General features: G+C 45.0%; 21 protein-coding genes and 1 pseudogene. 9 read left to right on the plus strand and 13 right to left on the minus strand.

The annotated features are described in order from the left end of the window. Positions 1-87 precede the first annotated feature (87 nt). Positions 88-1,287 carry a cystathionine beta-lyase gene (locus tag Q4Q54_RS09805; RefSeq protein WP_311988343.1) on the plus strand — a complete coding sequence of 400 codons (1,200 nt, stop codon included), beginning with the start codon at positions 88-90 and terminating at the stop codon, positions 1,285-1,287. A 231-nt stretch (positions 1,288-1,518) separates the two neighbouring features. On the opposite strand, the gene Q4Q54_RS09810 is transcribed toward Q4Q54_RS09805, so the two are convergent. The 3 genes from Q4Q54_RS09810 to yegD are packed head-to-tail and all read right to left on the minus strand — an operon-like array spanning position 1,519 to position 3,909. Beyond that, entirely contained in the window at positions 1,519-2,007 is a 489-nt protein-coding gene (locus Q4Q54_RS09810) for a CreA family protein (protein ID WP_071938817.1), read from the minus strand. A gap of 47 nt (positions 2,008-2,054) precedes the next feature. Beyond that, on the minus strand, positions 2,055-2,402 hold the full coding sequence (locus Q4Q54_RS09815) for a hypothetical protein (RefSeq protein ID WP_311988344.1): 348 nt from the start codon (positions 2,400-2,402) through the stop codon (positions 2,055-2,057). A gap of 37 nt (positions 2,403-2,439) precedes the next feature. Further along, complete coding sequence (gene yegD, locus Q4Q54_RS09820; protein WP_311988345.1) at positions 2,440-3,909, minus strand: molecular chaperone; 1,470 nt, start codon at positions 3,907-3,909, stop codon at positions 2,440-2,442. A gap of 375 nt (positions 3,910-4,284) precedes the next feature. Here yegD and ppk1 point away from each other — a divergent pair, with 375 nt between their 5' ends. The 6 genes from ppk1 (at position 4,285) to Q4Q54_RS09850 (ending at position 10,964) form a co-directional block, all read left to right on the plus strand. After that, positions 4,285-6,456 carry a polyphosphate kinase 1 gene (gene ppk1, locus Q4Q54_RS09825; protein WP_311988346.1) on the plus strand — a complete coding sequence of 724 codons (2,172 nt, stop codon included), beginning with the start codon at positions 4,285-4,287 and terminating at the stop codon, positions 6,454-6,456. 41 nt (positions 6,457-6,497) lie between these two features. Further along, positions 6,498-8,060 (plus strand): exopolyphosphatase, encoded by a 1,563-nt coding sequence (ppx, locus tag Q4Q54_RS09830; protein WP_172599591.1) that lies wholly within the window; start codon positions 6,498-6,500, stop codon positions 8,058-8,060. A gap of 396 nt (positions 8,061-8,456) precedes the next feature. Continuing rightward, positions 8,457-8,741 (plus strand): J domain-containing protein, encoded by a 285-nt coding sequence (locus Q4Q54_RS09835; protein ID WP_006081330.1) that lies wholly within the window; start codon positions 8,457-8,459, stop codon positions 8,739-8,741. Between the two features lie 23 nt (positions 8,742-8,764). After that, complete coding sequence (locus Q4Q54_RS09840) at positions 8,765-9,298, plus strand: hypothetical protein (RefSeq protein WP_311988347.1); 534 nt, start codon at positions 8,765-8,767, stop codon at positions 9,296-9,298. Further along, the gene (locus Q4Q54_RS09845; protein WP_263185176.1) at positions 9,298-10,056 is read left to right on the plus strand and encodes a hypothetical protein; all 759 of its coding nucleotides are present in this window, start codon (positions 9,298-9,300) and stop codon (positions 10,054-10,056) included. Before Q4Q54_RS09840 ends, Q4Q54_RS09845 begins: the two co-directional genes overlap by 1 nt. Positions 10,057-10,067: 11 nt before the next feature. Next, on the plus strand, positions 10,068-10,964 hold the full coding sequence (locus Q4Q54_RS09850; RefSeq protein WP_006081327.1) for a hypothetical protein: 897 nt from the start codon (positions 10,068-10,070) through the stop codon (positions 10,962-10,964). A gap of 209 nt (positions 10,965-11,173) precedes the next feature. Here the strand turns inward: Q4Q54_RS09850 and Q4Q54_RS09855 are convergent, their stop codons facing one another. The 6 genes and pseudogenes from Q4Q54_RS09855 to Q4Q54_RS09880 form a co-directional block, all read right to left on the minus strand. Continuing rightward, positions 11,174-11,566, minus strand: coding sequence for a DUF6678 family protein (locus tag Q4Q54_RS09855; RefSeq protein ID WP_311988348.1), 393 nt, complete (start codon positions 11,564-11,566; stop codon positions 11,174-11,176). A gap of 342 nt (positions 11,567-11,908) precedes the next feature. Further along, complete coding sequence (locus tag Q4Q54_RS09860) at positions 11,909-13,258, minus strand: serine hydrolase domain-containing protein (RefSeq protein WP_311988349.1); 1,350 nt, start codon at positions 13,256-13,258, stop codon at positions 11,909-11,911. Positions 13,259-13,366: 108 nt separating this feature from the next. Further along, the gene (locus tag Q4Q54_RS09865; protein WP_107947159.1) at positions 13,367-13,837 is read right to left on the minus strand and encodes a hypothetical protein; all 471 of its coding nucleotides are present in this window, start codon (positions 13,835-13,837) and stop codon (positions 13,367-13,369) included. Positions 13,838-13,882: 45 nt separating this feature from the next. Continuing rightward, the gene (locus tag Q4Q54_RS09870) at positions 13,883-15,067 is read right to left on the minus strand and encodes an alpha/beta hydrolase-fold protein (protein ID WP_311988350.1); all 1,185 of its coding nucleotides are present in this window, start codon (positions 15,065-15,067) and stop codon (positions 13,883-13,885) included. A gap of 618 nt (positions 15,068-15,685) precedes the next feature. Beyond that, a pseudogene (locus Q4Q54_RS09875) lies at positions 15,686-16,676 on the minus strand (transposase). Between the two features lie 95 nt (positions 16,677-16,771). After that, positions 16,772-17,713, minus strand: a complete 942-nt coding sequence (locus Q4Q54_RS09880; RefSeq protein ID WP_311988351.1) for an HNH endonuclease signature motif containing protein — start codon at positions 17,711-17,713, stop codon at positions 16,772-16,774. Between the two features lie 305 nt (positions 17,714-18,018). On the opposite strand from Q4Q54_RS09880, the gene Q4Q54_RS09885 reads away from it, so the two are divergent. Then, a complete protein-coding gene (locus Q4Q54_RS09885) occupies positions 18,019-18,162 on the plus strand; it encodes a hypothetical protein (RefSeq protein ID WP_311988352.1) in 144 nt (47 codons plus the stop codon). A gap of 193 nt (positions 18,163-18,355) precedes the next feature. On the opposite strand, the gene Q4Q54_RS09890 is transcribed toward Q4Q54_RS09885, so the two are convergent. The 4 genes from Q4Q54_RS09890 to Q4Q54_RS09905 all read right to left on the minus strand — a co-directional run bounded on the left by Q4Q54_RS09890 (position 18,356) and on the right by Q4Q54_RS09905 (position 24,380). After that, a complete protein-coding gene (locus tag Q4Q54_RS09890) occupies positions 18,356-21,190 on the minus strand; it encodes an ExeM/NucH family extracellular endonuclease (protein WP_311988353.1) in 2,835 nt (944 codons plus the stop codon). Positions 21,191-21,503: 313 nt separating this feature from the next. After that, a complete protein-coding gene (locus tag Q4Q54_RS09895; protein ID WP_311988409.1) occupies positions 21,504-22,019 on the minus strand; it encodes a GDYXXLXY domain-containing protein in 516 nt (171 codons plus the stop codon). An 11-nt stretch (positions 22,020-22,030) separates the two neighbouring features. Further along, the gene (locus Q4Q54_RS09900; protein WP_311988354.1) at positions 22,031-23,230 is read right to left on the minus strand and encodes a DUF4401 domain-containing protein; all 1,200 of its coding nucleotides are present in this window, start codon (positions 23,228-23,230) and stop codon (positions 22,031-22,033) included. Further along, positions 23,217-24,380 (minus strand): DUF2157 domain-containing protein, encoded by a 1,164-nt coding sequence (locus Q4Q54_RS09905; protein WP_311988355.1) that lies wholly within the window; start codon positions 24,378-24,380, stop codon positions 23,217-23,219. The genes Q4Q54_RS09900 and Q4Q54_RS09905 overlap by 14 nt, the downstream gene beginning before the upstream one ends. Positions 24,381-24,517: 137 nt before the next feature. Between Q4Q54_RS09905 and Q4Q54_RS09910 the strand changes: the two genes are divergently transcribed. Beyond that, entirely contained in the window at positions 24,518-25,348 is an 831-nt protein-coding gene (locus tag Q4Q54_RS09910; RefSeq protein ID WP_311988356.1) for a transporter substrate-binding domain-containing protein, read from the plus strand. Positions 25,349-25,367 lie beyond the last annotated feature (19 nt).

The following is a 25,367-nucleotide window of genomic DNA, read 5'->3' on the forward strand; positions in this document are numbered from 1 at the left end:
CATAACAATAGATTAGATATCTCCAATGGTTCTTCTCCAACATTGTTCAACCTATTCGTTCAACCTAAATGCCAAGGTAATGATCCAATGACAGATAAACATCATCAAGCCACCCAAATCGTCAGCTTAGGTCGAGACAAAAAATGGACCAAAGGCGTGATCAATCCGCCCGTTTTTCGTGCTTCGACTATCGTCTTCGAAACGATGGATGAAATGCGCCACGCCGCGAAAAATAAAACCAACGGCGAGATGTTTTATGGCCGCCGCGGTACCCCGACCCATTTTTCGTTCCAAGCGGCGATTGCTGAATTAGAAGGCGGCGTCGGTACAGCGCTGTATCCCTCTGGCGCGGCGGCGATCAGTGCGGCGTTATTGTCATTTTTAAAAGCCGGCGATCACCTGTTGATGGTCGATAGCGTGTATGAGCCAACGCGGGATCTGTGCACTCATATTCTCGGCGGTTTTGGTATCGAAACCACTTACTACAATCCGCTGATTGGCGCGGGCATTCGCGACCTTATTCGCCCAAATACTAAAGTGTTGTTTTTAGAGTCTCCAGGCTCTATCACCATGGAAGTGCAAGATGTGCCGACCTTGTGCCGCATCGCCCACGAACATGGGCTGATTACTATGCTGGACAACACTTGGGCTTCACCCATCAATAGCAAACCCTTTGAAATGGGTGTGGATATTTCGATTCAAGCGGCGACCAAATACATCGTCGGTCACTCGGATGTGATGATAGGCACGGCTACGGCCAACGAAAAATACTGGCCACAATTACGTGAACACAGTTACTTGATGGGACAAACTACCTCCCCTGATGATGTGTACCTTGCCGCCCGTGGCCTGCGTACCTTAGGCGTGCGTATGGCGCAGCATGAAAAAAATGCCCTGCAAGTTGCCAACTGGTTAAAAACCCGACCAGAAGTCGATCATCTGCGTCACCCAGCGTTTGATACCTGCCCCGGCCACGAGTTCTTTAAACGCGACTTTAGCGCCTCCAACGGCTTATTCTCCTTTGTATTGAAACAAGGCGATGCCGATGCGGTCACCGCACTGGTTGAGAATATGAGTCACTTTAAGATGGGCTTTTCTTGGGGCGGCTACGAGAGTTTAATCCTCGGCATTTTCGGCATTGAAAAAATCCGCTCGGCGACTAAGTGGGATGCGAGCAAACCGTTAATTCGTTTGCATATTGGTTTAGAAGATCCCGCGGATTTAATTGCCGATCTCAGCGCAGGGTTTGAACGCTTTAACGCACTACTGGCGGCCAAAGCTAAGTAGCGATAATGATCGTTATAGGGATTAAGCGAGGTCGTTAGAGGGCAATATTTATTGCGTTATGTCATTAGCGGCTAAATGCTAGCAGCCTATAAAAACAAAAAGGGGCGGAATCAACATTCCGCCCCTTTCTCTTATCAACACTGACTGCAAATTTACCTTACTGCATATTTAACTTATTTCAAATATCAATGCTACAGCCAAGGTACAACCAAACCACAAACTCTTCGGCGATTAATTCGCTTTCGTTCCAGCACTCAATGCTGGATCAACCCAAGCGGCTGAGCCATATAGCGGCACGGTCGAAAGCGCATGTTTATGGCTGCCGTTGGTCTCTTTAGTCGAATAGGACAAATACAGCAGAGTCTGGTTCTGCGCATCATAAATTCGGCGCACTTTTAATGACTTGAACAAAATACTCAGGGATTCGGTGAAAATCACTTCGCCGTGTTTACCTAAGTCTATCTTAGCCAAATCGGCCGCGTTAATTGGCCCTGTTTGACGGCAACTTATGCCCATATCTGATGGATCGGCAAAATCTAAATTGGCTTCGATACGACTAATATGGCAAGTCACCCCTGGAATTTTAGGATCGTGCTTAGCATCGATGATCACATCTTTGGTGGTAAAAAGCCCTAAGCTCACCTTACCTACATCGTCACCACAACCCGCGAGCAAAAAGCCCACAGTGGCGGCAAACGCACACTTCAACAGAGTTTTCATTATTACTTCCTAAATATGACGAACCAAATAAAGTATAAAAAACAAAACTATCTCTTACGGATTTCAAGTGTGACATCTGGCGCATCTTCCCAGTTAATGGGTTTAATATCAGTGACACAAGAAACGCCTGGACGAGTACTTTTATAGGTATTTACACCTGTAACTTTACCATCGAAAAACCAAAAAATACGGTAATCATGATAACCAAAACCAGCACCAGTTTTACAAAATTGCCATGCCTCATTCTTTCCTTGGAACTGACGATCATCAGGTGGCCCCATAATATTAAGCACTTGTTCCTTAGTATCTCCAGCATTAACTAAAATAGATTGCTTATCGAGTGAACCACAACCTGAAAGTATGATGAAGATACCTAACAATAAAATTCGATACATAATAACTCCCTGTTATATATTTAAATTCTAAGCTAATTCATTTTGCAAATAGCTTTTGTGCCCAGCGGGTTAGCCCTGCAGTCACAGAGCCAAAGTGATCGCCGACCACGACCGGAATATCGGGATAAATACCAGCAATTTTCGCGTAGATCGCAGGGCTTCGCGCCGTACCACCTGTCACATAAATCACATCGGGTTTGCATTCTGCTGCATTGTCGGCAGATACATTCTCGTGATTCACAGAGTCTTGAGCTAAGCCGTCAGCCGCTAAGGTTTTTGCCGCTTGCGCGAGCGCTTGATGCATCAAGGCTTCTACTTTTGTCAGTGAAGGCTCGATAGCATTCTCAAACAAATTACGGCTCACACCCGCGTGCAGCGCCGCTTCGATAAAATCGAGATTAATATCAGTATTCTCGGCATCCGACAGGGCAATTTTGGCGCGTTCGGCTTGGCGGACCAACTGATAGCTTAGCTGCTGTTGTTGCACTTTTAACAGTCGGTTGAGCAACTGTGGCTGCTCGGCTTCTTTCACCAATTCATCAATCAGTTTACGGCTGCTTAAGGTACTGAATTCTCGCTGGGCGCTAATATCATTTACCGCCACCGCATTCCAAAAGGCCTTACTGGGCATGGGCTTGCCATTGGTCATTAAAGAGCCTAAACCAAAGTGCGGCATAAAGGCATTCATTGCAAGGGCGATATCAAGATCGTTACCGCCGATACGCTGACCACTATGGCCGAGGAAATCTTCACTGCGATCCGCTTTTTGTTGATGGGCGGGTCCCATTTTTACCACAGAGCAGTCCGTTGTACCGCCGCCCACGTCGACAACCAGCACAGTTTTGTTGTCGGTCAAGCTCGCTTCATAATCCATCCCCGCCGCTAACGGCTCAAACAGAAAATCAACGTCGACGAAACCCGCACGTTTTGCCGCTAAGGTCAAAATGGATTCGGCCTGACGGTTACTCTCTTCACCGCCTATGCCTTGAAAGTTCACAGGGCGACCAATAATCGCATGGGTAATCGTTACCACTGCGCCTTGTTTAGCAAGCTGCTTTTCCACTAATACAGATTCGGCGCGCACTTTAATGTGCTGCATCATCAGGGTAACTATGTCTTCAAACAGGGCCACTTGTTCGGGTCTAAGCCCTGTCGCACCTAAAAAGGATTTTGGCGAACGGACATAGAATCCCTCCTCCGGCATCTCTAAATACGCGCTTACCGCCTGCTCACCGACAAACACGGCCTGAACGTCAGCATCGAGATCTAACTCATGGCGCACCATGCGAGCGCGGCTCAATTGTGCGGCGCGCTTTTTGGCGTAATCGGCTTTTAATTCAATAGGAAGACCACGATAAACCGCCTCGGCGATCAGTTCCCTGTCCATCGCATATAAGGTCGAAGGTAAATAAGCTGATTGCTCTGATAACGCCAATAACTGCACATCATCGCCCTGCATGATCCCTACGGCGCAGTTAGCACTACCATAATCAAATCCAACAAACATACCTTTTACTCCCGCGATAAAAAAGCCGAGCAAGATAACATAGTTTGCGATAATGCCCAAGGAGTTAACACTGCAGGCTTTGCCCGCAAACTGGCAGCGCGTGTAGCGGGCTCAATGGGTAAAGCGCAGTTGCACGGGCAGCGTTTCAGCTCAATCCAAGATGATCATCTTAAGGTCATATTTCTGTCACACTCGTCATCAAGCTGACATATTTCCCTCGTATCTTTATCCCAGATAAATCCCAGACTGATTTTGGCGTGTACGCAGTATTTATCATTGAAATTCCTTCACTTGTCGGCAGTAAATCTGATTGCACAAAGGCGGATGAATGCTATTGTATATTGCGCCATGACGCTTGCTTAAAGGAGCTGTGCAGTGTCCCCGAATACCGATAAACTTTCGATTGATAAAGAACTCTCTTGGTTGTCTTTTAATGAGCGGGTATTGCAAGAAGCCTGCGATCCCAATGTTCCCTTAGTGGAGCGAGTGCGCTTTTTAGGGATATTTTCCAATAACATGGATGAGTTTTTTAGAGTACGTGTGGCTGCGGTCAGGCGCTCGATTCTGCTGTCATCCCTGCAGGAAGGTCGCAGCAACAGTCGCCATTTAATGGCCAAAATCCAATCGAAAGTGATGGCATTGCAAGAAAGGTTCGACGGCATATACACGGATTTAATGCGCGAGCTGGTACGTCGTAATATTTTGTTAATCAATGAGAAACAATTAAGCGAGTTCCACAGCGACTGGCTGAAAAAACATTTTCGTGATCAATTTAAACGCCATATCGCCCCGCTTATCGTCAATAACAATCGCGATTTGATCAAACAAATCAACGACGACGCCACCTATTTATGCGTGTGTTTGTTCACTAAGGCTCGCCGCCAATACGCCTTAGTCGAAGTGCCAACCAAAAACGTGCCGCGGTTTATCGAACTCCCCGCTGAAAAGAGTAAAGCGAAAAAGTATCTGATTTTATTAGATAACATTATTCGCCATTGCGTAGATGAGCTGTTTGGCCCCTTCTTCGAGTACGATGCCATCGAAGTGTATTCGATGAAGTTAACCCGCGATGCCGATTTTGATATCACCGACGAGCTAGAGCAAACTCAGCTCGAAAAAATGACTAAGGGATTGAAAAAACGTCTGACCGCCGAGCCGGTGCGCTTAGTGTATGACAAAGAAATGCCCGAACACATGTTGGTGATGCTCAAAGAAAATCTGAACATCAGCTCGACAGAATGTTTGATCCCAGGCGGGCGTTACCACAGCTTTAAAGACTTTATCGCCTTCCCCAATCCGAGTCGCGACTACCTCGAAAACGAAAAACTGCCGGCGCTCAATAGCGCAGGTTTTGGCAGCAGTGCCAACAGTTTCGATGCCATTCGGATGGGCGATATCATGCTCAACTATCCGTACCATAAGTTTTCCCATTTTACCGAAATGGTGCGCCAAGCGGCCTACGATCCGGCGGTGCGCTTTATTCGAATTAATTTATATCGAGTGGCGAAAAAATCCCATGTGATGCAATCGCTTATCGATGCAGTGAAAAATGGCAAACAAGTCACCGCCGTAATTGAACTGCGGGCCAGATTCGATGAGCAATCCAACATCGAATGGACCCGCATCTTAGCCGAAGCGGGCGTCAAAGTTCACCACGGTATCACCAGTTTAAAAGTGCATTCCAAGTTGTGCTTAATTGGCCGTGAGGAACAAGGGGAAATCAAACTCTATTGTCACGTTGGCTCAGGCAACTTTAACGAAGGCACGGCGCGGGTTTACACCGACTTGTCACTGTTCACCGCCAATCAAGAGATTGCCCGTGAAGTGGAGCAAGTATTTGACTTGATTGAACATCCGTATCGCCGCGATAACTTCCAGCATTTAATTGTGTCGCCCTACGATGCCAGACAAAAACTGAGTCACTTAATTGATAATGAAATCGTTAATGCCCAAAGCCATATGAAGGCGGCGATTACCTTAAAACTAAATAACTTACTCGATGAATCCTTGGTCCAAAAGCTCTATGAGGCCTCAGCGGCTGGGGTCAAAATTAAGTTACTCATTCGCGGTATGTGCTCGCTTATCCCGCAAATCCCGGGGATCAGCGACAACATCGAAGTCTACAGTATCGTCGACCGGTTCCTCGAACACTCACGAGTGATGCTGTTCCACGCGGGCGGCGAGAACAAACTTTTTATCTGCTCCGCCGATTGGATGAGCCGCAACATAGATAACCGCGTTGAAGTGAGTGTGCCGATTTATGATCTGCGCCTAAAACAAATGATAATGGATATTTTATCATTACAATTCAATGACAACACTAAAGCACGTGTCATCAACAAAGAACAAAGTAACCCCTATCGAAATCGGGGTAACAAACGAAAAGTGCGTTCTCAAATTGCCATTTATCAATATCTGATTAATTATGAGAAGCGCCAACTGCAAGAATTTAATGCCTTACGTATGTCCGCCCATGAGGGTGATGCTGAGCGAGAGAGCAACGCTGAGCCTGACATAACGCCCGAGTTACAGGCCAAAGCCAGCTAACGCTGGCTTTATATCGCTTTGATTGCCTAAGGATAATCCGATTGGTAGCCACACATTCGCACACACAGCAACACACATTACTAAAGTCGCAGGCGCCACAAACCAATGCGCCTGCAAATGCTAAATCGCGCCATTTTGTCGCCATCGATATGGGATCGAACAGTTTTCATCTGGTCATCGCCCGCGAGCAAGATGGCAGTTTGCAGATTTTACACAAAGAAAAACAACAGGTTCAGCTCGCCACTGGGCTCAATGCGCAGAATATTCTCGACAATGACGCCATAGAACGTGGCCTCAATTGTCTGCGGGATTTTAATCAAAGATTTTCCAATCTCGACCAAGCGCAGGTGCGATTAGTGGCCACCCACACCCTCAGAATCGCCAAAAACCGCGATCAATTTATCGAGGCCGCGCTCGCCATCATGCCCTATCCGGTGGAAGTGATTTCAGGCCATGAAGAAGCCCGTTTGATTTATAACGGCATTGCCCAAAGCCAAGTGCTTGGAAAAAGTAATTTAGTCATCGACATAGGTGGCGGCTCGACCGAAGTCGTGATCGGTAAAAAGAATACCCCAACCCAGTTATCTAGCCTGCGCTGCGGTTGCGTGAGCTTTAACGAGCGTTTCTTTATCGATGGACTCATCACCCCAGCCTCATTTCGTGATGCTCAAAGCGCAGCCGACAAACAGTTCGCCTCGCTCTCCAAGGAATATTTCGCGGGCGGATGGGAGCTGACGTTAGGCAGCTCAGGCACAGTCAAAGCCATCTGCGAAGCGATTCAAGAAGAACACGGCGATGAAACCATCACGCTGCCACGACTCAAACAGCTCAAAATAAAGTTGATCAAATGTGGTCATATTAGCCAAATTCAATTTGCCAATGTCGATGATAAACGCATTCCCTTAGTGCCCGCCGGACTTGCCATTTTAATCAGTTTTTTTAGGCGCTTACCGATACAAAAGCTCGAGTTTAGCCCTGGCGCACTGCGTGAAGGCGTACTCTATGAACTGGCCAAAATTGGCCAGTATCAGGATATTCGCCACCGCACCGTCGACAGTATTGCCCAGCTTTATCATATCGATATGGCCCACGCCGCTAAGGTACGCGACACCGCCATGGCCTTGTTTGAACAAGTCGCCGATGAATGGCAATTAAGGCCCCATGCACGCTTGCTCGCCTATGGCGCAACCTTACATGAGATTGGGCTACACATTAATTCAAAGTCCCTGCACAAACACGGTGGCTATATCATCAGCAACAGTGACTTACCCGGGTTTAGTGAAGCCTTGCAGCTGGATTTAGCGCGGCTTATCACCAACCACAGAAAAAAGCCCAACGAATTAATGCTCGCCGAACTTGAGCCCAACCATAAGCTCACGCTCAATCGCCTGCTCTGCCTGCTGAGACTTGCGGTCTTGCTCAATCTTGGTCGTATCGCCAAGACGCTGACTTTAGATCATATTAAAGTGATCCCCGATGGACTCATGCTAGTGCTACCGAGCCATAAGCGAAAAATCAGCCTGTTTATGAAGGATTTACAGCGGGAACAGAAGCAAATGCTCACCCTTGGGATGAACCTGCGGTTAGTGTCTAGCCTAAGTTAGTTATTAAGGCGTTAACTGAGTGTGTGGTGAAGGCCAGTTTGACTCTGCTTAGCGAACCTTCTGCCACTTAAATGCACGATATAGCTCAAAAATATTGCCCAGAATCGAGGGCAATTATCTCGCCTAAAAACAAGGTTAAGTTAGCTGTCAATCTGGCTTGGTAACGGGATTTCAACAGCATAGCGGTTGACTTAATCCATGCGCCACAACAGATTAAAGTTTAAAGGATTTTTAACCCTTCACTAAAGCACAAATTCCTGCTCGCGCGTTTGCCGCTGAGTGGGGATTTCTGCTATCATCCACGGCTGACTAATCATAATTCCACGAATTTAAAGATAATCAGAGTCAAACCCTTTTTATCTCGCGATATCAGCCCCATCGCCTGCAGGTACAAGTATGATTAACCACTTTAGTGTGCTCGGTATAAAACCCAGTGCCAAAGAAGACGACATTAAAAAAGCCTATCGACGGCTGTCAAACAAATATCATCCCGACAAGTTGTTAGGCGCCTCGGAAGAGGAAAAGCAGCAAGCCGCCGTACAACTTGAACGCGTTAAAAATGCTTATGATGTGTTGTCCGATCCTAAGCGACGAAATGCGTTTATCAAAGATTTCAATAACGTCATAGTGACCGATCCCGCTAGCGCCATGCGCGAGCTGTGGGATCAATTTTATCCTTGAGCGTTTTCTAGAGTAAGTGCCAAATGGTCAAAAAACTGAATATCTCACGCATTAATGAGCTAAAAAATAATGCCTACGACAATATCGAGTCCTACGACGATCCCGATACACCTAAAGCGCTAGAGCAATTTACTAGCCAAATCAAAAAGGTGTTAGAAGCCGATCCTAAGATGCTCGATACTGTGCCTGAGTACCTGCCTGTCGCGCTTTACGGTCGAATTAAGTTTCCCGCCGAAGCCAAACTCAAGTGGGCACATTGGATAAACACGGCAACTCAACCCGAGTGGGATGAGTTTAAAGTCACGATTGGCTTTAACAATGCCGATTTACCTTTAGTGTTAGCCGTGCGTGGTTACTCGGAAACCTTACTGATTGAAAGCTGCGCTGTACTGTATTTACTTGAAAATCAAGGTAAAGCAACGCCAGCAGCGAAGCATCACGACGATGAGGATGATGACAACGATTATGTTGGCACCTCAGATAACGACGACGATGATGAAGGCGAAGGCGAAGAGGAAGATGGCTACTACGATCACTATGATGATGAGGACCGCTAATGAACACTAGTCTCATTGAGATTACCGTCGCCGAAATTAAAGAGTTGGCGGACGTAGAGCCAAAACAAGCGAGCAAACGCTTTGAAATCATTGCAAATACCATGAGCGACGAGCAATTAGTCGAAGTCATCGAACACATGGATATCGTCACGCTGACGCAAATCAACAGTCACCATGATATCTCTTGCCCTTCGATCATGTCTGAACTCATGACCCCAGAACAAATTCGCGACATCGTCTGTCAGCAACCTTTGTACTGGGAAGAAAAAATCAAAAACAATGCCGAAGAACTTATTCAGCATACCTTTGATTTTTTGACCTATTTAATTCGCATTCAAGATAGCGAAGAAAAGCAAACTGCGATTCTAGAATGTATCGCCGAAGATCCTGCGGGCCTCTTCTACCTGTCGATCCCTTTCATCGAAATGATGTTAGGCGAAAAACATGAAGATGAAGACGGCTACACAGATCTCTATGATGACGAAGAAGACACTGAAACCATCGGCTACGACAGCCGCGTCGCCAGTGAAGATGCACACAGCCTCAGCATAGACGACCCACGCAGCCTAATGGCCTTGATCCACGAGCTCGCGCCCGATGTTGAAAAAGCCATTAAGAGTCTGCTGCGTAACGAAAGCTCAGGTTGGGAAGTGATCATCAGCAAGTTTGTCAACGAGCTGGTTATTCAAGCCAAAGAGAAAAACCAAGTTACGGATGAATACGCTGAAGTCGATGATATGTTTAGCTTTTTGGATTAAGGAATTATTTGATGCAACTGGTACTGCGTGATGTAGATCAAGGACCATACCTGAGCAAGGTATTGATCCAAGGCCAAGCAGACGAAACGCTGAGCGGTGAACAGCTGTCACAAATCAAATCCAAAGCCATTTTGATGAGCCTCAAACTGGCCGATAAGTTTTACAACAAGTATAAAATGCACCTGCTCGAACAAGCGGCGCACGATGTCATTGGTGTGGTGAGTCTTGGTTTGATGGAATTGTCAAACCAAAACCCGCAGCAGGCGATACGCCTGTTGATCACCGCCGATGGCGTAGTCAAATGCTTTCAAAAAGGCTGGAGCATGCTCAGCACTGTCAGCAAGCATAAACTCGTCAACGGTAAGTCACTGTACGGCGATGTTGACAAGTTCTTGCTTGAACAAGTGTCTAGCCCGCCCGATGCGGAAGAATGGTTAGGCTATGAAGCCTATCAAGATGCCCTGCTTGAGCATCAACGCCAACAGTCAATTGCGGCCCTATTGGCACAGTTTTACGCGCAATCGAGCTATGATCCGCTAGATTTTCTCAATCTAGAGAGTGTATTAGCCGAAGCGGTACTGTATCGATTGTTGTTTGATGGCGCCAAAGTCAGACAGGATTTGAAAAAGCGTATCGGCAAAATCACCTTAAAAGAGGAGTGGTTTACCCGTGAGCATATCGAATTGGAAACCCAGAAAGCGTTAGCAGAATTACCCGCAGAACTCGCTGAAACCATCAGTAAAGATCTCGGTAAAAACTTTGTCCCCGCCCTACTGCGTACCCTGCACTTTGCGAAAAGCTACCGCGAACTCTTACTCAGCGACGCTTCACCCGAGCGCTTAGAAAGATTCGAACATAAAGAAGGTCTCGTCGGCCTCCTCGGCTGGCCACTCTACATAGTACTTTGATCGGTACTTTGATTGGGACTTTAATCAGTACTGTGTTCAGTACGTTAACGAGTGCTTGAGTCGCTTAAAAATGAGTGCTTTATTGAAAAATAAAGCACTTTTTTAATGTCTTTTGTCTCTATGCTCAATCCCAACAATCAGTACCTAGGTCTCAGTTTTGAGAGGTTTTAGCTTTAAAATAAGTGACTTACAGAGATAAAACTCTTCAGTTAGATAAATTCTGGAGATTCATCCCTCCTCAGATAACCCCAAATTCTAAACATGCCATTTTCTATTGAATAAGGAATTGAATATTGGGCTAATTGTGCGCTTACAACATCAGAAAAGTCCGTCACTCGATCCGCCACAAATCGGCCTAGCCATTCTCTTTTGAATGGATCAACTTCTAACCACTCAATGGTTTCTGCTATTTCAAGTAACTCGGGCCACCACACAGCAGTAAAACCTGCATTAGGGTTTTCATTATAAATCAATTTGTATCGCACATAGGGAATAAAGTCTTCAGATCCATTTAATGCCTTTTCAAGCTCGCACCACTTTGTTTTATTCATTACAGACGAAAGCTGATGCTCGTTTACATACTTCAAAACTTCAGAATTCATTTTTTAGTGTCTCAAGCGACTAAGTGAAAAACTAAATGATATAGCTTTAATAGATATATATTGCCAATAAAAACTAATTAAAATGACAGATAAAATGATGGGCAATAAATTAGGCCATCCATTTTAAACCGTGGAGCGCTTATTGGTTTGACCTACTCATATTGGCTTGCCATCGTATTTGCTCGTCGACAGGGTGAATAGAAGCCTAGGGATTCTAAGTTTATGAACGAGAGCCATGGACAGCGAACTGGCAGTTAAACAAGAATGTTGTTCAAGTCCTTCCTTTGGATGCTCGCCCGCCACAAACGCGAGCAACTTGTTACGAGTCATTTTTAATGGTGATTATTGTATTTCCATTCGAACTAAAGGTGCTCGCTCACCCATGTAAATACTGACAGGAACAAGCAAACGCTTATCATCCTGCTCTCGAAGTTGATAATAATCCTCGGTGCATGCAAATGAAAATGAGTTATTTTCCCGAAGCACTAATTTTCGAATGACGCCATTGCTGGTTTTCGCACTGAGTTGCCTATCATCAAATGTAACAGTCATCATCGTATCGTCTGTACCTTTGTATTTACCAATCAGAGTCTTAGCTTGTTCTGTGATATTTTGATGAGCAATTGGCGCTGGTGAAAGGTTAAGTTGCCTTGCAATCATATTTAACAAAGCTGGGCCTGGGTGAACAGCGTCATTGTTGCCGAATACTGTGCCAAGTAAATCATGCGAGGGAAAATAGACTGACCATGCCACAAAACCAGGCACTTGCCCTTGATGACTGTACGACGGTTGACCGCTTATCGGGTATACATCAGTGCCAAACCCATAATTGACTGATTCCCCGTTGTTTAGTTTTGCTCTAGTTACCATCAGCTGATAATTTGCAGCCGAAATTACCTTCCCAGAACTTAAACCACGATGCCACAAGCTCATGTCGTCAAGAGTCGATGCAATTGCACCCGCCGCATAAATCCAACTACGGTCAACGATTTCGGGAGTAAAATACGCATTAGGTTCATCGCTATTTGCGGTATAACCTCTCACAATTTGCTTTGAACTTACCCCTTTAGTCACAACAAACGAATTCTTCATGCCTAAAGGAGAAAAAATATTCCGCTGCAAATACTCGCTATATGTCAGACCAGAAGCGGCTTCAATCACCTTTCCTAACAAAATATATCCGGTATTTGAATACGCATAATCAACACCAGGCTTTGTCAGCACTGGCATTTTACTCACTACATTGATCACTTCATCAATGGTGGCGTATTTGTCCCATCGCTGCCTGATCCCTACATCCGAGTTGTAATTTGGCAGCCCAGAAGTATGACTTAGAACACTTTCAATCGTTAGCTTTGCGTACTCAACTGGAAGATCTGTAATAAAATCATCCAGAGTATTTTTTAAGGATAAATTATTATTCTCAACGAGTTGAAGTATCGCAGCGGCCGTAAACTGCTTTGAGATTGAGCCGATCTGAAAAATACTATCAACTTTTAAGGGGTCACGAGTGCTTATATCTGCAACCCCAAGTGCGCCTTTGAAAATATGCTTTCCAGATTGCTCGATACTGATTGCAAGTCCCGGCTTATCCGATGATGCATGGCAAGCTAACATGACGGAAAAATCGTGTTGTTTTGCATTCACACAGGTAACAAAAAATAGAGAGCTAAACAGTAACTTTTTTACCATGGTAATAAACACGCCTTTGCAAAGAAAATATAACGCCGCCAGCAGAGGCCGAAAAAACAGAGCGAAGCGGCAGTTTTTTCGGCCCTCTGGCTGGCCTTATTAAAAGTTTTACCCTCCATCTGCTAGCTTCTTAATTTCTTCATATAAAGGCTGCCCACTTTCAGATGCGGAGTTTAATTGTATTTCCCGTTCTTGGTAATTGTGGTGGCCAAGTTCTTTGCAATGCTTATAAATCTCCATCAGCATAGTTGGGGAGTTTTTCTTGCAGATATGTATCCGATTATTGTCGTACTCCGGAAACTGCGAAATTGTTATATCTATAAATGTATCATCGACTTCAAGCCACACATGACTTTTTACTGAGCTGTACTGCTCGAGTGCATTTCCACACCATATGATTTTAGATTCTATACCTTTTTCTTTCAGGTACATGGCAAGGAAATTACTAGCGATGTCACATGACCCAAAAGGAAAAGAATTAAGCTCATTCCATCGGCCTAGCTTGTATAAACGGTAGGATTCAAGCTCTGCGGCCTTTACTAGGGCATTCCTAAATCTATGTACATACTCTTTAAGCAATTTTGATCTCCGAGGACTTTTAATACCTTATATGGATTTTTATTACTAAAGTTTTGTTTGAGCTTGATTAACCATATCTTGAAGCGCATCGATAATGTTCGTTTCTTTCTTTTGTTGTTTTGCTAAATTAAGTGCTTGAACAAAACCTTCATAGGATTGATTAAATTTTTTCACCTTAGCATAACCTTGAGCAAGTTTCATATGCGCATATGAATGTTCTGGGTAATCACGTACAAATTGCTCTAATGTCTTAAGCGCTTCTTCTTCTCGCAGGTTCATTTGCTGTTGCTCTGCAAATTCTACATAAATATCAACAGGGGCTGAAACAGTGAAGCCAAACTGCTTAGATAAATCTGAATAGTAACTTTTAACGACTGATATGTTCGCATATTTAGCCAACTCAGGGGTGATTTTAAAATTAACATCAGCATACAAATACTCTAGCCCACTCGTTATCGCAGGTAATATGCCACTCATGTGAGTACGCTCTGGATAGTGTTCAAATTTCCAGCCTAGATTAACGGGTTTGTTCCTTTCCATGTTGGTTAATAGCTCTAATGTACCCGTATAGAATTGACTACCTTCACCAGCAACCGAAATAAAAAGTTTTTGTTTAGGACGGTTGCTTTCTATTAGTTTTTTTGAATTTTGAATTATTTCATCATAACTCCACCATCCATTGGCGCTTATAGCTAAGTAATTATTGAACAGTTCTGGGCGCTCAAATAAAGCTGAAAGTGCTAATGTCCCACCATTTGAATGACCAATAATTGTTCTGTGAGGATAGGTAGTATAATTTTTATCAATATATGGAAAGAGCTCATCATTTAGAAATTTTAAAAATTTATCTTGCCCTGAATCAGGCCATTTAGATTTTACAAATGTTTGAAATTTGGTTTGTGGCTCACCGTTTATCTTAGGGAGATAGTCACGAGGACGATTTGTTGTTTGAATACCAACAACCATTGTTTTGGGTATTTGTTCATAGTCGACTAGAGACTGCACTATGCCCGTGACGGTATGAAAATGGTGTTCACTATCAAGTAAATAGATAACATATAGAGAATCACCTGTATTTACTCCCTTTGGTATATACACTGAAATAGGTCTATCTTCGCCAATAATTTCAGAATGTATAATGAAATTTTCTCCAATAGTCACTTTATCTAACGCAGAAGCCTCAGATATAGCAACGGTAAAAACAAAGAGTAATGAAATTAAAAAGCGCATAAACAAAGTCCTTTTTGTGATTTTGATTGTGATTTAAAAACCTAATACTTGCATTGTTCGCATACGTACTTGCCTCATTAGACCAGTAAAAACGCGCACTCTTAATTATATGTATTAACTAAAAGCTAACAGCTTTCTATCGCTTTTCATATACAAGAATCCATCATAAAAACGCGCATGCTTGTTCTCAAAACCTATTATCTAAAAACAGCAACCTTTAAGGGTTTAACTTTAAACACAATACAATCAGACACTTAGATCAGCGCCCGCCGATATCAACTTAAAATCACTCAATACCAAGCGATTGAAAATATACGGTATAACGATCCAGTTTCAGCCATTAGTGGTACGCAATTGAACGCTGGATATAGGAGATAATTTTTAGTATCAAAATCTCAAAATCTGGCCAGCCATTTTAGATCAACAACATAATGCACTTTTGGTTTGTCTACAACTTGTACGAGCTAAAATTACTTGAATGAGAGTCATCAAAAGTTGAAGGGCTAAAGCTGAGACATAAAAATGAGCTAACTCATTAAAAAATAGTGTATTTAAGACATGCTAACCCACCCAATAAAACAAATGGGTAGAGATTGGTTTGGTTAAGCAGGATTACAGTTAGTTGCTGTGAAAGTGCTGACAGCTTGCCGCAAAGTGCCGTCGTCGCTTTTCTAGATGTTCACAGTAATCGGTCAGTTCTTGCAGCGTACCCACCGGACCATGAAATAGCTTGCCAAACTCAGTAGTGAGCTTGAGCCAATTGTCATGTGGGATATTTAATCTTGCCAGTAACTTAGCGCTATTTACACTGATTGCCCCACGTTTATCACTTCGAATAATTCGGCCTGTATCATCGACCAATTCAAGGTAATCCGATAATAAAAACGCAATGCCATTGGGCTGGTTGTCGCGCTCATTACCGATAAAAGGCAGTAGATTTTTAGGTTGCTCACCTTTTAATGCAGCCCGAATACGCAACTGGATACTGGTATGGTCGGATTGTTCTGGTGTATCAGCCAGTTGCGCTCTAATAGGATTCAAATCAACATAGGCCATACAAGTTAACACAGCGGCTTCATCGAGTAGGGCTTGCGATTTAAAGCGTCCTTCCCAGAAACGACCTGTGCAATTATCTTCTTGATTTGCTTGCCTTGCGATGGGTTCATTGAGGCAGCGCACTCTTTTGAAAACACTGGCAACTGATATCACATAAACGGCTGCGATAAATGGCAATTGAATGCTTTAATCTGTGAACTTCATGCGCCTCAACTAACTCACCTTTGGCGAATTTTTGCGTTAATTCATCGCCTTTAAACAGCTTATGCCACTGCTCAAGTACTTCGCGGTCAGTCCAACGATTCGCGCTGTCGATATCGACCCGCAGCACCACATGCAGATGATTGGACATCACTGCAAAGGCCGCCACATCAATGGCAAAAACCGCTTCAAGTTCAAACAGTAGTGATTCTACCCAAGCGCGGCGATGGTCATTGTTTTTCCCCGAATAGACATCATCACCACACAAAAACGCACGCCGCACAACGCGGCTACAGCAATGGTAATAGGGTGTGTCTTCAACACTTATCTGAGTTCTGCGTGGGCGCGGCATACAAACCTCCTTGTTTAATGCTTAACCCAAGCATAGTCGGAGATTAACAACTGCGCTATTAAGGCTGGGTGTCCATTTTTATTTTATAGTCCCAATTAACTAAAGGGCTTGCCAAAATCCTCAATGCCTTGGTCTAGGAAATTATTGTAAACATCGGAAATGTATTGGTAGGTGGCAAGGTCAACAGAGAATTCTTTGTCTTTGAAAGACGTGTAATCACTTTTATCCAACTTTTTAGATAACAGCACTTTAATGCGTCCCTTTCGTTTGAGTGGCTTGAATACCATGAGTGGAGCTTTGCCGCTCGTTAATGCGTGGATATCGCAGCGCAATAACAAGCCGTTGTGTGGTTCAAATTGAAACCTATCTTGCTTATCCATATCGGTGTAGCTTTTTATATGAGCTCCTTCGAGAACCTTACTAATATTGCAGCCAGTGACTACGCAGCGGCCACCATATTTTTGATGTAATGCCTTGGTGAAATCACGTTGCTCTTTACTTTTCCGAGTGGGACCAAAGTTAAAATCAGCTTCAACAGCACCAGATTGGGACTGCTGAGAGGGGCGTTCAATACCGACAAACTCGCACACATAGTTACACTGTTCACAGTATCCAAGGAATTGAAGTAACTTTGATAGTTCATGACTGCTAGCAGCGCTATTGCCAAGTGCATTGACAGAAATTGTCTGCTTGAAAGTGAATTTAACCCCGAGCGCATTAGTAAGCGATTCCCATTCGGATCTGTGTTGCTCATCAGTGCCGTTTAAGTGGAAATAAAAGTCCTGCTTAGTTTTTTTGATCGAAAATAGGGTTTTCCCGCGTTCCATGCCAAAACCGATAGATGGATTGCCTTTGTTCAGTGTGTAGGCTGCAAGCCCTTTAGTGAGCTTGTGGTCACGGAGGGTGGACAGTAGTAGTTGCATGCCTTGACGCGCATTTTCATTCTCCCCGCTAACACTTAAATGTGTTAAAAACCCTCTCTGAGCAGACAGTGGTATCGATTTCTTGAGCGGATAGGATTTCTTTTGGGCAGACATTAAGCATTTTCCTTACTGTAATGGAGTGACTTCGATGTGCTGATCGATCTCTGGTATGGCTTGATTTATATAGACACTCTGTAGCATTACTAAAATTTGGTCAACAAGATCTAGCTTAATGCCGCCACTCATAGGCGTAGTAAGAAGGAATGGGGCATAAACGGTGCCAGCAGAAGAACTGACACGTAATTGGACAATATCTTTTTAGCTAAACGAACAGCAGAAGTGTTAGTTAAGATTGGCATTGTTGCAACTGTGACCGTTGGCGGCATGGATGCCGTCGTCGAGCCCTCAGGGACGAGTTTATGGCGAGTCTCAGGGGAAACAATGACAATGAATACAGCACAAATGACGACAAAGTTATCTTGCTTTGGGGCAATAGCTTTTTGGCTAAACAAACAGCAGAAGCTTTAGTTAAAATTGGCATTGTTGCACCAGTGACCTTCTAAAACATGGATATTTTATTAGAGCCCTCAGGGATACTTCTTGTTAAATAAAGAGGCGGTGAGTCACTGGGGAAACAATGAGAATTGATGTGTAGCAACAACTGACGACAACTTTATCTTGCTTTTGGGCAAAAAGAAAAGCCCGCGGCTGCGGGCTTGGCGTCACTTTAAATATCAGCGGAATGAAAGGACTGGCTTAACGGTAAGTCAGCGTCGTGGTACCCGTTAACTTGTCGTTATCTTTAACGGTCAGTTCAACTGTGTGTTGTCCACGGCGGGCAAGGCGTAATACCACTTGACCGTTAGCGCGGGTGCCATTGTCGAACGTCCATTTATGTTGCTTGATTACGCCATCGGTATCGTAGCTAGTCGAGATAAACATATCGACGAACAATAAATTGATACGCTGAATTTGCGCAACAGGCGGTTGTTTTACCTCACCAACCACCACAGACACAGTTTGCGACGTGCTATGGGTTAAGCCGTCGTTATCAGTCACAGTTAGCGTGACCAGATACTCACCGCTTTGGCTGTAACTGTGAGTCACTACCTCACCCACTGCCACTGTGTTATCACCAAAGCTCCACTCGGCAGACACGATTTGTCCATCGCTGTCTGTTGAAGTGGATGTCAGTTGCACTGCAGCACCATTCACCACTTGAGTAAAACTGGCCACTGGCGCGACTTTTTCCGCTTCGAGCAAGAGTGAAATCACCACAGGATCGTGATCCGATGAGCGATACGCATCAGTGGCGAATAAGTCTTGGATTTGAGCAGGCGTCTTAAACTCTTCGTTGTAATCCAATACGCGCGGTTCGTCGGTATTGATATGCCATTCAGTCACATCCACCACTTTATCTAACAAGGCAGCATTCGCTAAAGCATGGTCCAACTGACCCGATTCTGCCGAGAACACATAGGAATAAGGGTTCGGCTTTTCAAGTTTGGCAAACAGCTCACTAAAGCCCGCGTTACCTAACACCGTTAATGGATCTTCCTTCGCATAGGCGTTCAAATCACCAATCAACAATACGCCTTGATCTGGATATTGCTCGCTAATCCATTGACCTGCAGCAGTCGCCGCACGGGTACGAGTGATATTACAGTTGCCTTGACCATCATTGAGATCAGGATCGCCCGCACATTCACTGCCCTTAGATTTAAGATGATTAACCGCAACAACCACACCTTCTTCAGTGCCGTTCATGCTAAAGGCTTGGGTCAGCATTGGACGGTTTTTACTGTCGTCAAACAAGGGCTTTTGATCGCTATCTAATGGCGAATTGACACTGGATAGAATGCGTGCAGCGCCCTGCGGCGTGACTTTATCGCTACGATAAATCAAGCCAACTGTGATGGCATCGGTGCCAATCGCATTCATGCCTGTTGGCACGATATAAGCGTAACGCACTTCACCCACAGCGGCATTCAAACCTGCGACTAAATCAGCAATGGCTGAATTGGCGCCAAAGCCATCGTTCTCGATTTCCATCAAACCAAATACGTCGGCCCTAATGCCCACCATGGCGCTGACAATCTTCGCCTTTTGACGCTCAAATTCGCTCAACGTATTGGCACCACGCGCAGTTGGGAAACCTGCACCTTGACCATCACCATTGAAGTAGTTAAGTACGTTAAAGCTAGCGACTTTTAGATTACCGCCATCATTCAATGTGGGGGCGACAGGACGTGGGTTTTCCGCCACAAAGTTCACCGTCTCGATTGGCATAATGCGATACAAATTAAAGCCATAGTGCATTACACCCGTAAGCGATGTGGCTTTATCGCCTACACGCACAGTGTTTGATGCGCTCAGACCTGGAGCGGGGAATTGCACAGGATCAGGATTCTGCGCCGTTAAACCGTCATCCAATAAAATACTGTCACGTTGGTTAGCAGCGCTCACTGCCAGCGCATCCGCGCCCGGTGCAGCCACTTGCGTACCAATAAAGTGGCGCTGACTGCCTAATGAAATCTCGCCGTAACGACCTAGGTTGTAGACTTCGTTCACCACTAAATCTTGGCTGAAACGAACACGCATGCCCTCAAATGGCTCAAAATCATCACTGCTGTTAACCGGTAAGGTCACCACAGCCGCTGTTGGCAATGCTTGTGCAGTGGCACACAACTTATGATCTGATACAGTCGTTAGTTCAGTTAAGCCTTGATATTCAGTGACTTTGGCTTTTAAACGAATACGATCGCCCGCCACATACGCAGTAGGCGCAGTGCCGGTATACACAAACACCCCTTCCGAGGTTTGTGGATCGCTATCGGCTTCGTTATCAGCCATTTGTACAAAAATGCCCTTAAGACCGGCTTCTTGATTACTGACGACAACCGCTTCAACCACTAAGGTTTGACCATTAAGAGGACTGGCAGCGCCCGCGCCTTGAAGCGCATGAATTGCTGTGGCTTCTTCGCCGCACACTAAAGAACTCGGTGGAGGGTCGACGGGATCGGTTGGCGTGCCCGCGCTGAATTTACCGAGATCAGAAATATCATCCTTCGCAAAACCTAACCAAGTGCTAAAGCTGACCGCATCGTCACTGATGGGATCGGCAATCAGCTGATCAGGATTACGGCGCAGGGTGTTGTCTTGAGTGGATAAATCACCACTGCCCCACTCGGCACCGGGATCGACACCAACTTGACCTAAACTATCAATCACTTGATTTTGATAAGTCAGTTCAATCGCATCGTCGCCGTTAAAGAAGCTGGCGTTACTCTGTTGATTGGTAACCGCAAGAATATCGGCAGACGCGTCGTTATCGGCAACCACATACGTCGCCCCCGCCGCTAATGACCCAGTGAGCGCTATGGTCGTACCGACGTTGGTGCTGCCATTGAAATAGAAACGCAATTGGTATTGGCTTAAATCAATAACGCCCGCAGTTGGGTTATACAGTTCGATGGCTTTATTGTTGCTGCTGCCTTCGACGTATTCTGAAATGATCAAATTATCCGCGCCATGGGCAAGCCCACAAACGCTGCTGATGGCTAACGCCAGCACAGTTTTAGTGTTAAACATTGAGACCCCTAAATGTATTGTTTTAATATTTTGTATTGAATTGCGATTTAATTGATGTGCTTAGATACTTCAAGATGATGTCACCTCGAACACTGACGATACTATAGGCGACCAAGGTTACAAATTGGTTGCACCAAAGTTGCAACTTAAGGTTGATATTATTGGTGCGATTTAGCGATCAGAACTAGGAAGAAAGCAGTACGAGAAATGCTGGCCGCCCATTAACAATGCGGCCAGAAATAATCAATATAATGGGGATAAATCGCTCTTACCAGAATAAGCAGAGCCAATGGATGAAAGCCCTGACGCAGGGCTATAAGGGCTCAAGTTTTTCATCGAGTAAACTGACCAGCAGTAACTCACCTTGGGCGTTCACCCTAAACTCGCCGTATTTAGCCGCACTGAAATGATCGGCTTGCCCTTCTTCAAAGAAAAAGCTGTTCGATGCGAGCTTGATTTGATTACCACGAACACGAAATTGCACCCGCAGCTGATCTTTACCGAGCGCTTGGTCGGTATAAAAATCCATAAAACGCGCCACTTTTTGCTTATCTAGTGCCAGTAACAACTGACCCTGCATTTGTTGCGGCGCTAAGGCGCTACGCACATCGCGGGCAATGGCATATTCCAGCGCCATGTAATCCCCCTGCATTAACGAGCGCGGATCGACTGGCGCTAATGCAAAGCGCACGACTTGGCCGTGATTCAGCAGTTGTTCGAATTTGAAAATGCGCCAATTCACGCCAGCAAGAATCGCAACGGTTGTAAAAAGTACTATGCCCAGCGCCCATTTATGTGGGGCCGACAGTTTTCCCTTCACATTGCCCATCACATTTCTCATCACATAGTCTCCTTGGCATTTTCATTGGCAGGAAATAACCGCCACACCAGCATCCTTGCCACCAGCAGCAGCGCGCCTAAACCCATCAAATAAGCAGATTTCAGCAGTAGTGTTGTTTCTAAGGAATAATAATATCCGCTGACAAACAGCAGCGCCGACATAATTCCCATGCCTTTTAGCCAAGGCTCATTGCAATAGTGGCCAAGCAGAATCAATAGGATAGCCGTCGATAATCCCTGCATGGGTAAAGATAAACCGCTAATAGCCATTAAACCGAGAAAACAGCCTATCGCCGCCATTGAGCTAAGTGATTGTTTGTGTTCGTGAAATACAGTGACCAACAATAATCCGCAAATGACAAAAATAATCGACAGATGGCTTAGCGTGAACCACAGACTTTGTTGCCAAGGACTGAATAAGGCTTCAAAAATACTGTCCATGCTAAAAGCATGCATCAGTTGCAATGTAATTAATGCCAGTGCAAAGCCGTAGATAAGCATGCGCGCGCGGCGGTAATGACGTCCGAACCGATTGATATTGAACAACACTAGGCTAATGATTAAGGCAAACAGACTTGGGCTGACATTGAGCCATTCGAATTTAGCCATGAGGCCAATCACGCACCAACTTAAGCCAAACGCGAACACAAACTGGGCTAATCCATGGGCAATTACCCCCCACAACAGCAAGAGAATACCCGCCATACACAAATACCAGTTGAGGCTAAAATCATTGTCGATTAAATCATAGAATCCCCAAGCCACACTGATTAAACCACTCAAACAGGCGGCAAAAGCAAATTGCTCAATGAAGATCTGTTGCCGCGGCAAAAAGTACAACCCAATGCCCACGGCTAAATAGGTTAAGCCGATAAATAAGGCGACGCCCTCACCAACCCGCTCAAAAATGGCGCCAAATGCCGCCATCATAAAGCCCAATAGAAACAAAGCGGCAATCCAAGCGGCGAAGGCCTGCATAGCGGCAATATACCAAGGAATATCCTGGTTTTCTGGCATTTGGGGCGTGTTGACTTTGCCCTCGGCATACAAGGATTGCCACAGTGTTATCAGACTGGATTCACCCGATGCATCAATTGAAGCGGCATCCTCTTTTGATGGAGACTTTAAAGGAGTCGCTACTGAACTCGTTAAAGAATTGGTCACCATGTCGCCATCCGGTAAGCCATTATTGTTGCTCATGAATGTCTCCCACTTTCCCTTGGGTCGCTCTCGCTGCGGGCTTAGATGCTAATTCAGACATAGATTCAGGCTCTGATTCAGGCATAGATTCTGACTGTGGTTTAAGCTTGCGACTGAGTCCCTTTAACCAAATACTCAAGCCTGTGCTCGCCAAAATGATGTAAAGCCCAATAAACAAAAAACCACCTATGGGATCATTGTCCTCAAACATCAGCCGTATCAATAACGCAGCGCCCACGGCAATCAAGCTAAAACCGCCCAAGGCCAAGGGATAAATGCGCGGTAAGCGATAGCGAAAAATAACGAATCCCAACACTAGATGGGCAAGATAACCACAAACTATCCAAGTACTAAAGCCATCACCTTTAAGGAAATCATCGAAAATCAGCCAAGTGATTAACCAAGTAAAACAGCCCATCGCAAACAGTGAACACGCATATTCGAGGATTGGCGCATGCCAGCGCCCCGCGACGTTGCGGTCTAACAATACAAAAGCGTAATAGATAGCTAAATTCAAACAGATAAAGATCAGCAGTTGACCTTGCTCATCCAAGAAGGCTCCCCATAAATGGGAAAAGGAATCCAGAAATATCCCTATACTTAGGTTAATAAGTCCCACCAGCAGCAGCCATAAACCATCGAATCCCGCCACCCAAGCGAAGGGCAAGATCACTAACGCCCACAGGGCGAATAACTGCCAAGGATCGGCGCCCGTTTGATAGGTTTGTCCAACCAGTGCTAATAAACCGCCCACCAATACGCTCGTGGCCAGTAACACGCCATTGGCTGTCGTCGCACCAAATCTGCTGTCGTTGCTTTGGTTACTATGACTATGGGAATGGGAAGCAGCTGAAAGGGAATTAGCACGATAATAGAGCCAAGCAAATGCGGCGATGGCGAGCAGTATCGCTACTTCAATAAGGCCAAATTTGGCAAAATGCCCGAGAGATTGCCAATTGTAGGCAAAGAAAAAAATCACCCCAGAGGCAAAGCTCAAGGCGCCAAACCAGAGTAATAAGTTAGCGATTAAGCCACGCCAGCTCGACGCATCTGGCAACACTGTGACCTGCCGATAAAGCGTATTCGCTTGCTCTTGCGTGATATGTCCCTGTTCAACCCAGCCACACACTTGAGATTTTATCTGGCTCAATGTGAGTTCTCCCTCATCCTGTTTGCGCTAGCTTACTATGACCTATTCAAAATTCGCACAACATCGACAGCGTTGAGTAAATTAAATTGTGTATACTTGTAAAAAATCATTAACCTTTGGCATGATTAGGGGTGACCATGGTAATAAGACAGTTGTATCGTCTACTCTTTAGCTTCGTCTTAGGGATCAGCGTAATTTCGGCCGCAATCGCCCAAGATAACAATCAGTCGCCCACAGCACCTAATACAATAGTACCCAATACAATACCGACCATTCATGTCGGTGGTTATCAATTTTCTCCCTATGTGAATCTACAACAGGACGGCCGCTACACAGGCCTCACCCTTGATATCATTAATGCATTGAATCAAATACAACAAGAAGTGTTTTTTGAATTTACCGTCACCAGTGTTGAGCACAGATATAAAGCCTATGCCTTAGGTCGCTTCGACATGATGATATTTGAGAACCCCGCTTGGGGATGGCAGAAAATAGCGGATCAGTTTATTCCACTACACATGATAGATGGGGAAGTGTTTATTGCGCTTAAGGCCAAAGCCCATAATCAAAATTATTTCAAAAACTTAACCAATAAGTCAGTCGCATTCGTTAAGGGCTATCACTATCAGTTTGCCCACTTTGAAACCGATGCTGACAAGTTGGCAAAGCAATTTCGCCCCTTGTTCGTCAGTAACAACAGGGCCTCTATCGAAAGTATTCTGCGCGAACGGGCAGACATAGCGCCCGTCACTCATTCCTATTTGCAGTATTATTTAAAGGTGAATCCACAAGACAGGCATTTACTTTTAATATCAGACAACTGGGACCAAGAGTACGATAACGGCATCTTACTTAGCCTCAGATCATCACTCGATGCTAAAAAGCTTTCACACTGGGTTCAGCTGCTCATCGACAATGGCAAACTGGCCGAACTCGCCGCCCAATACGGGATTAAGTCGAGCCAATAATTCGCTTTTAGTTTCTTCA

The organism is Shewanella sp. SP2S2-4 (assembly GCF_031932025.1).
In the GTDB taxonomy this organism is placed as follows: Bacteria; Pseudomonadota; Gammaproteobacteria; order Enterobacterales; family Shewanellaceae; genus Shewanella; species Shewanella baltica.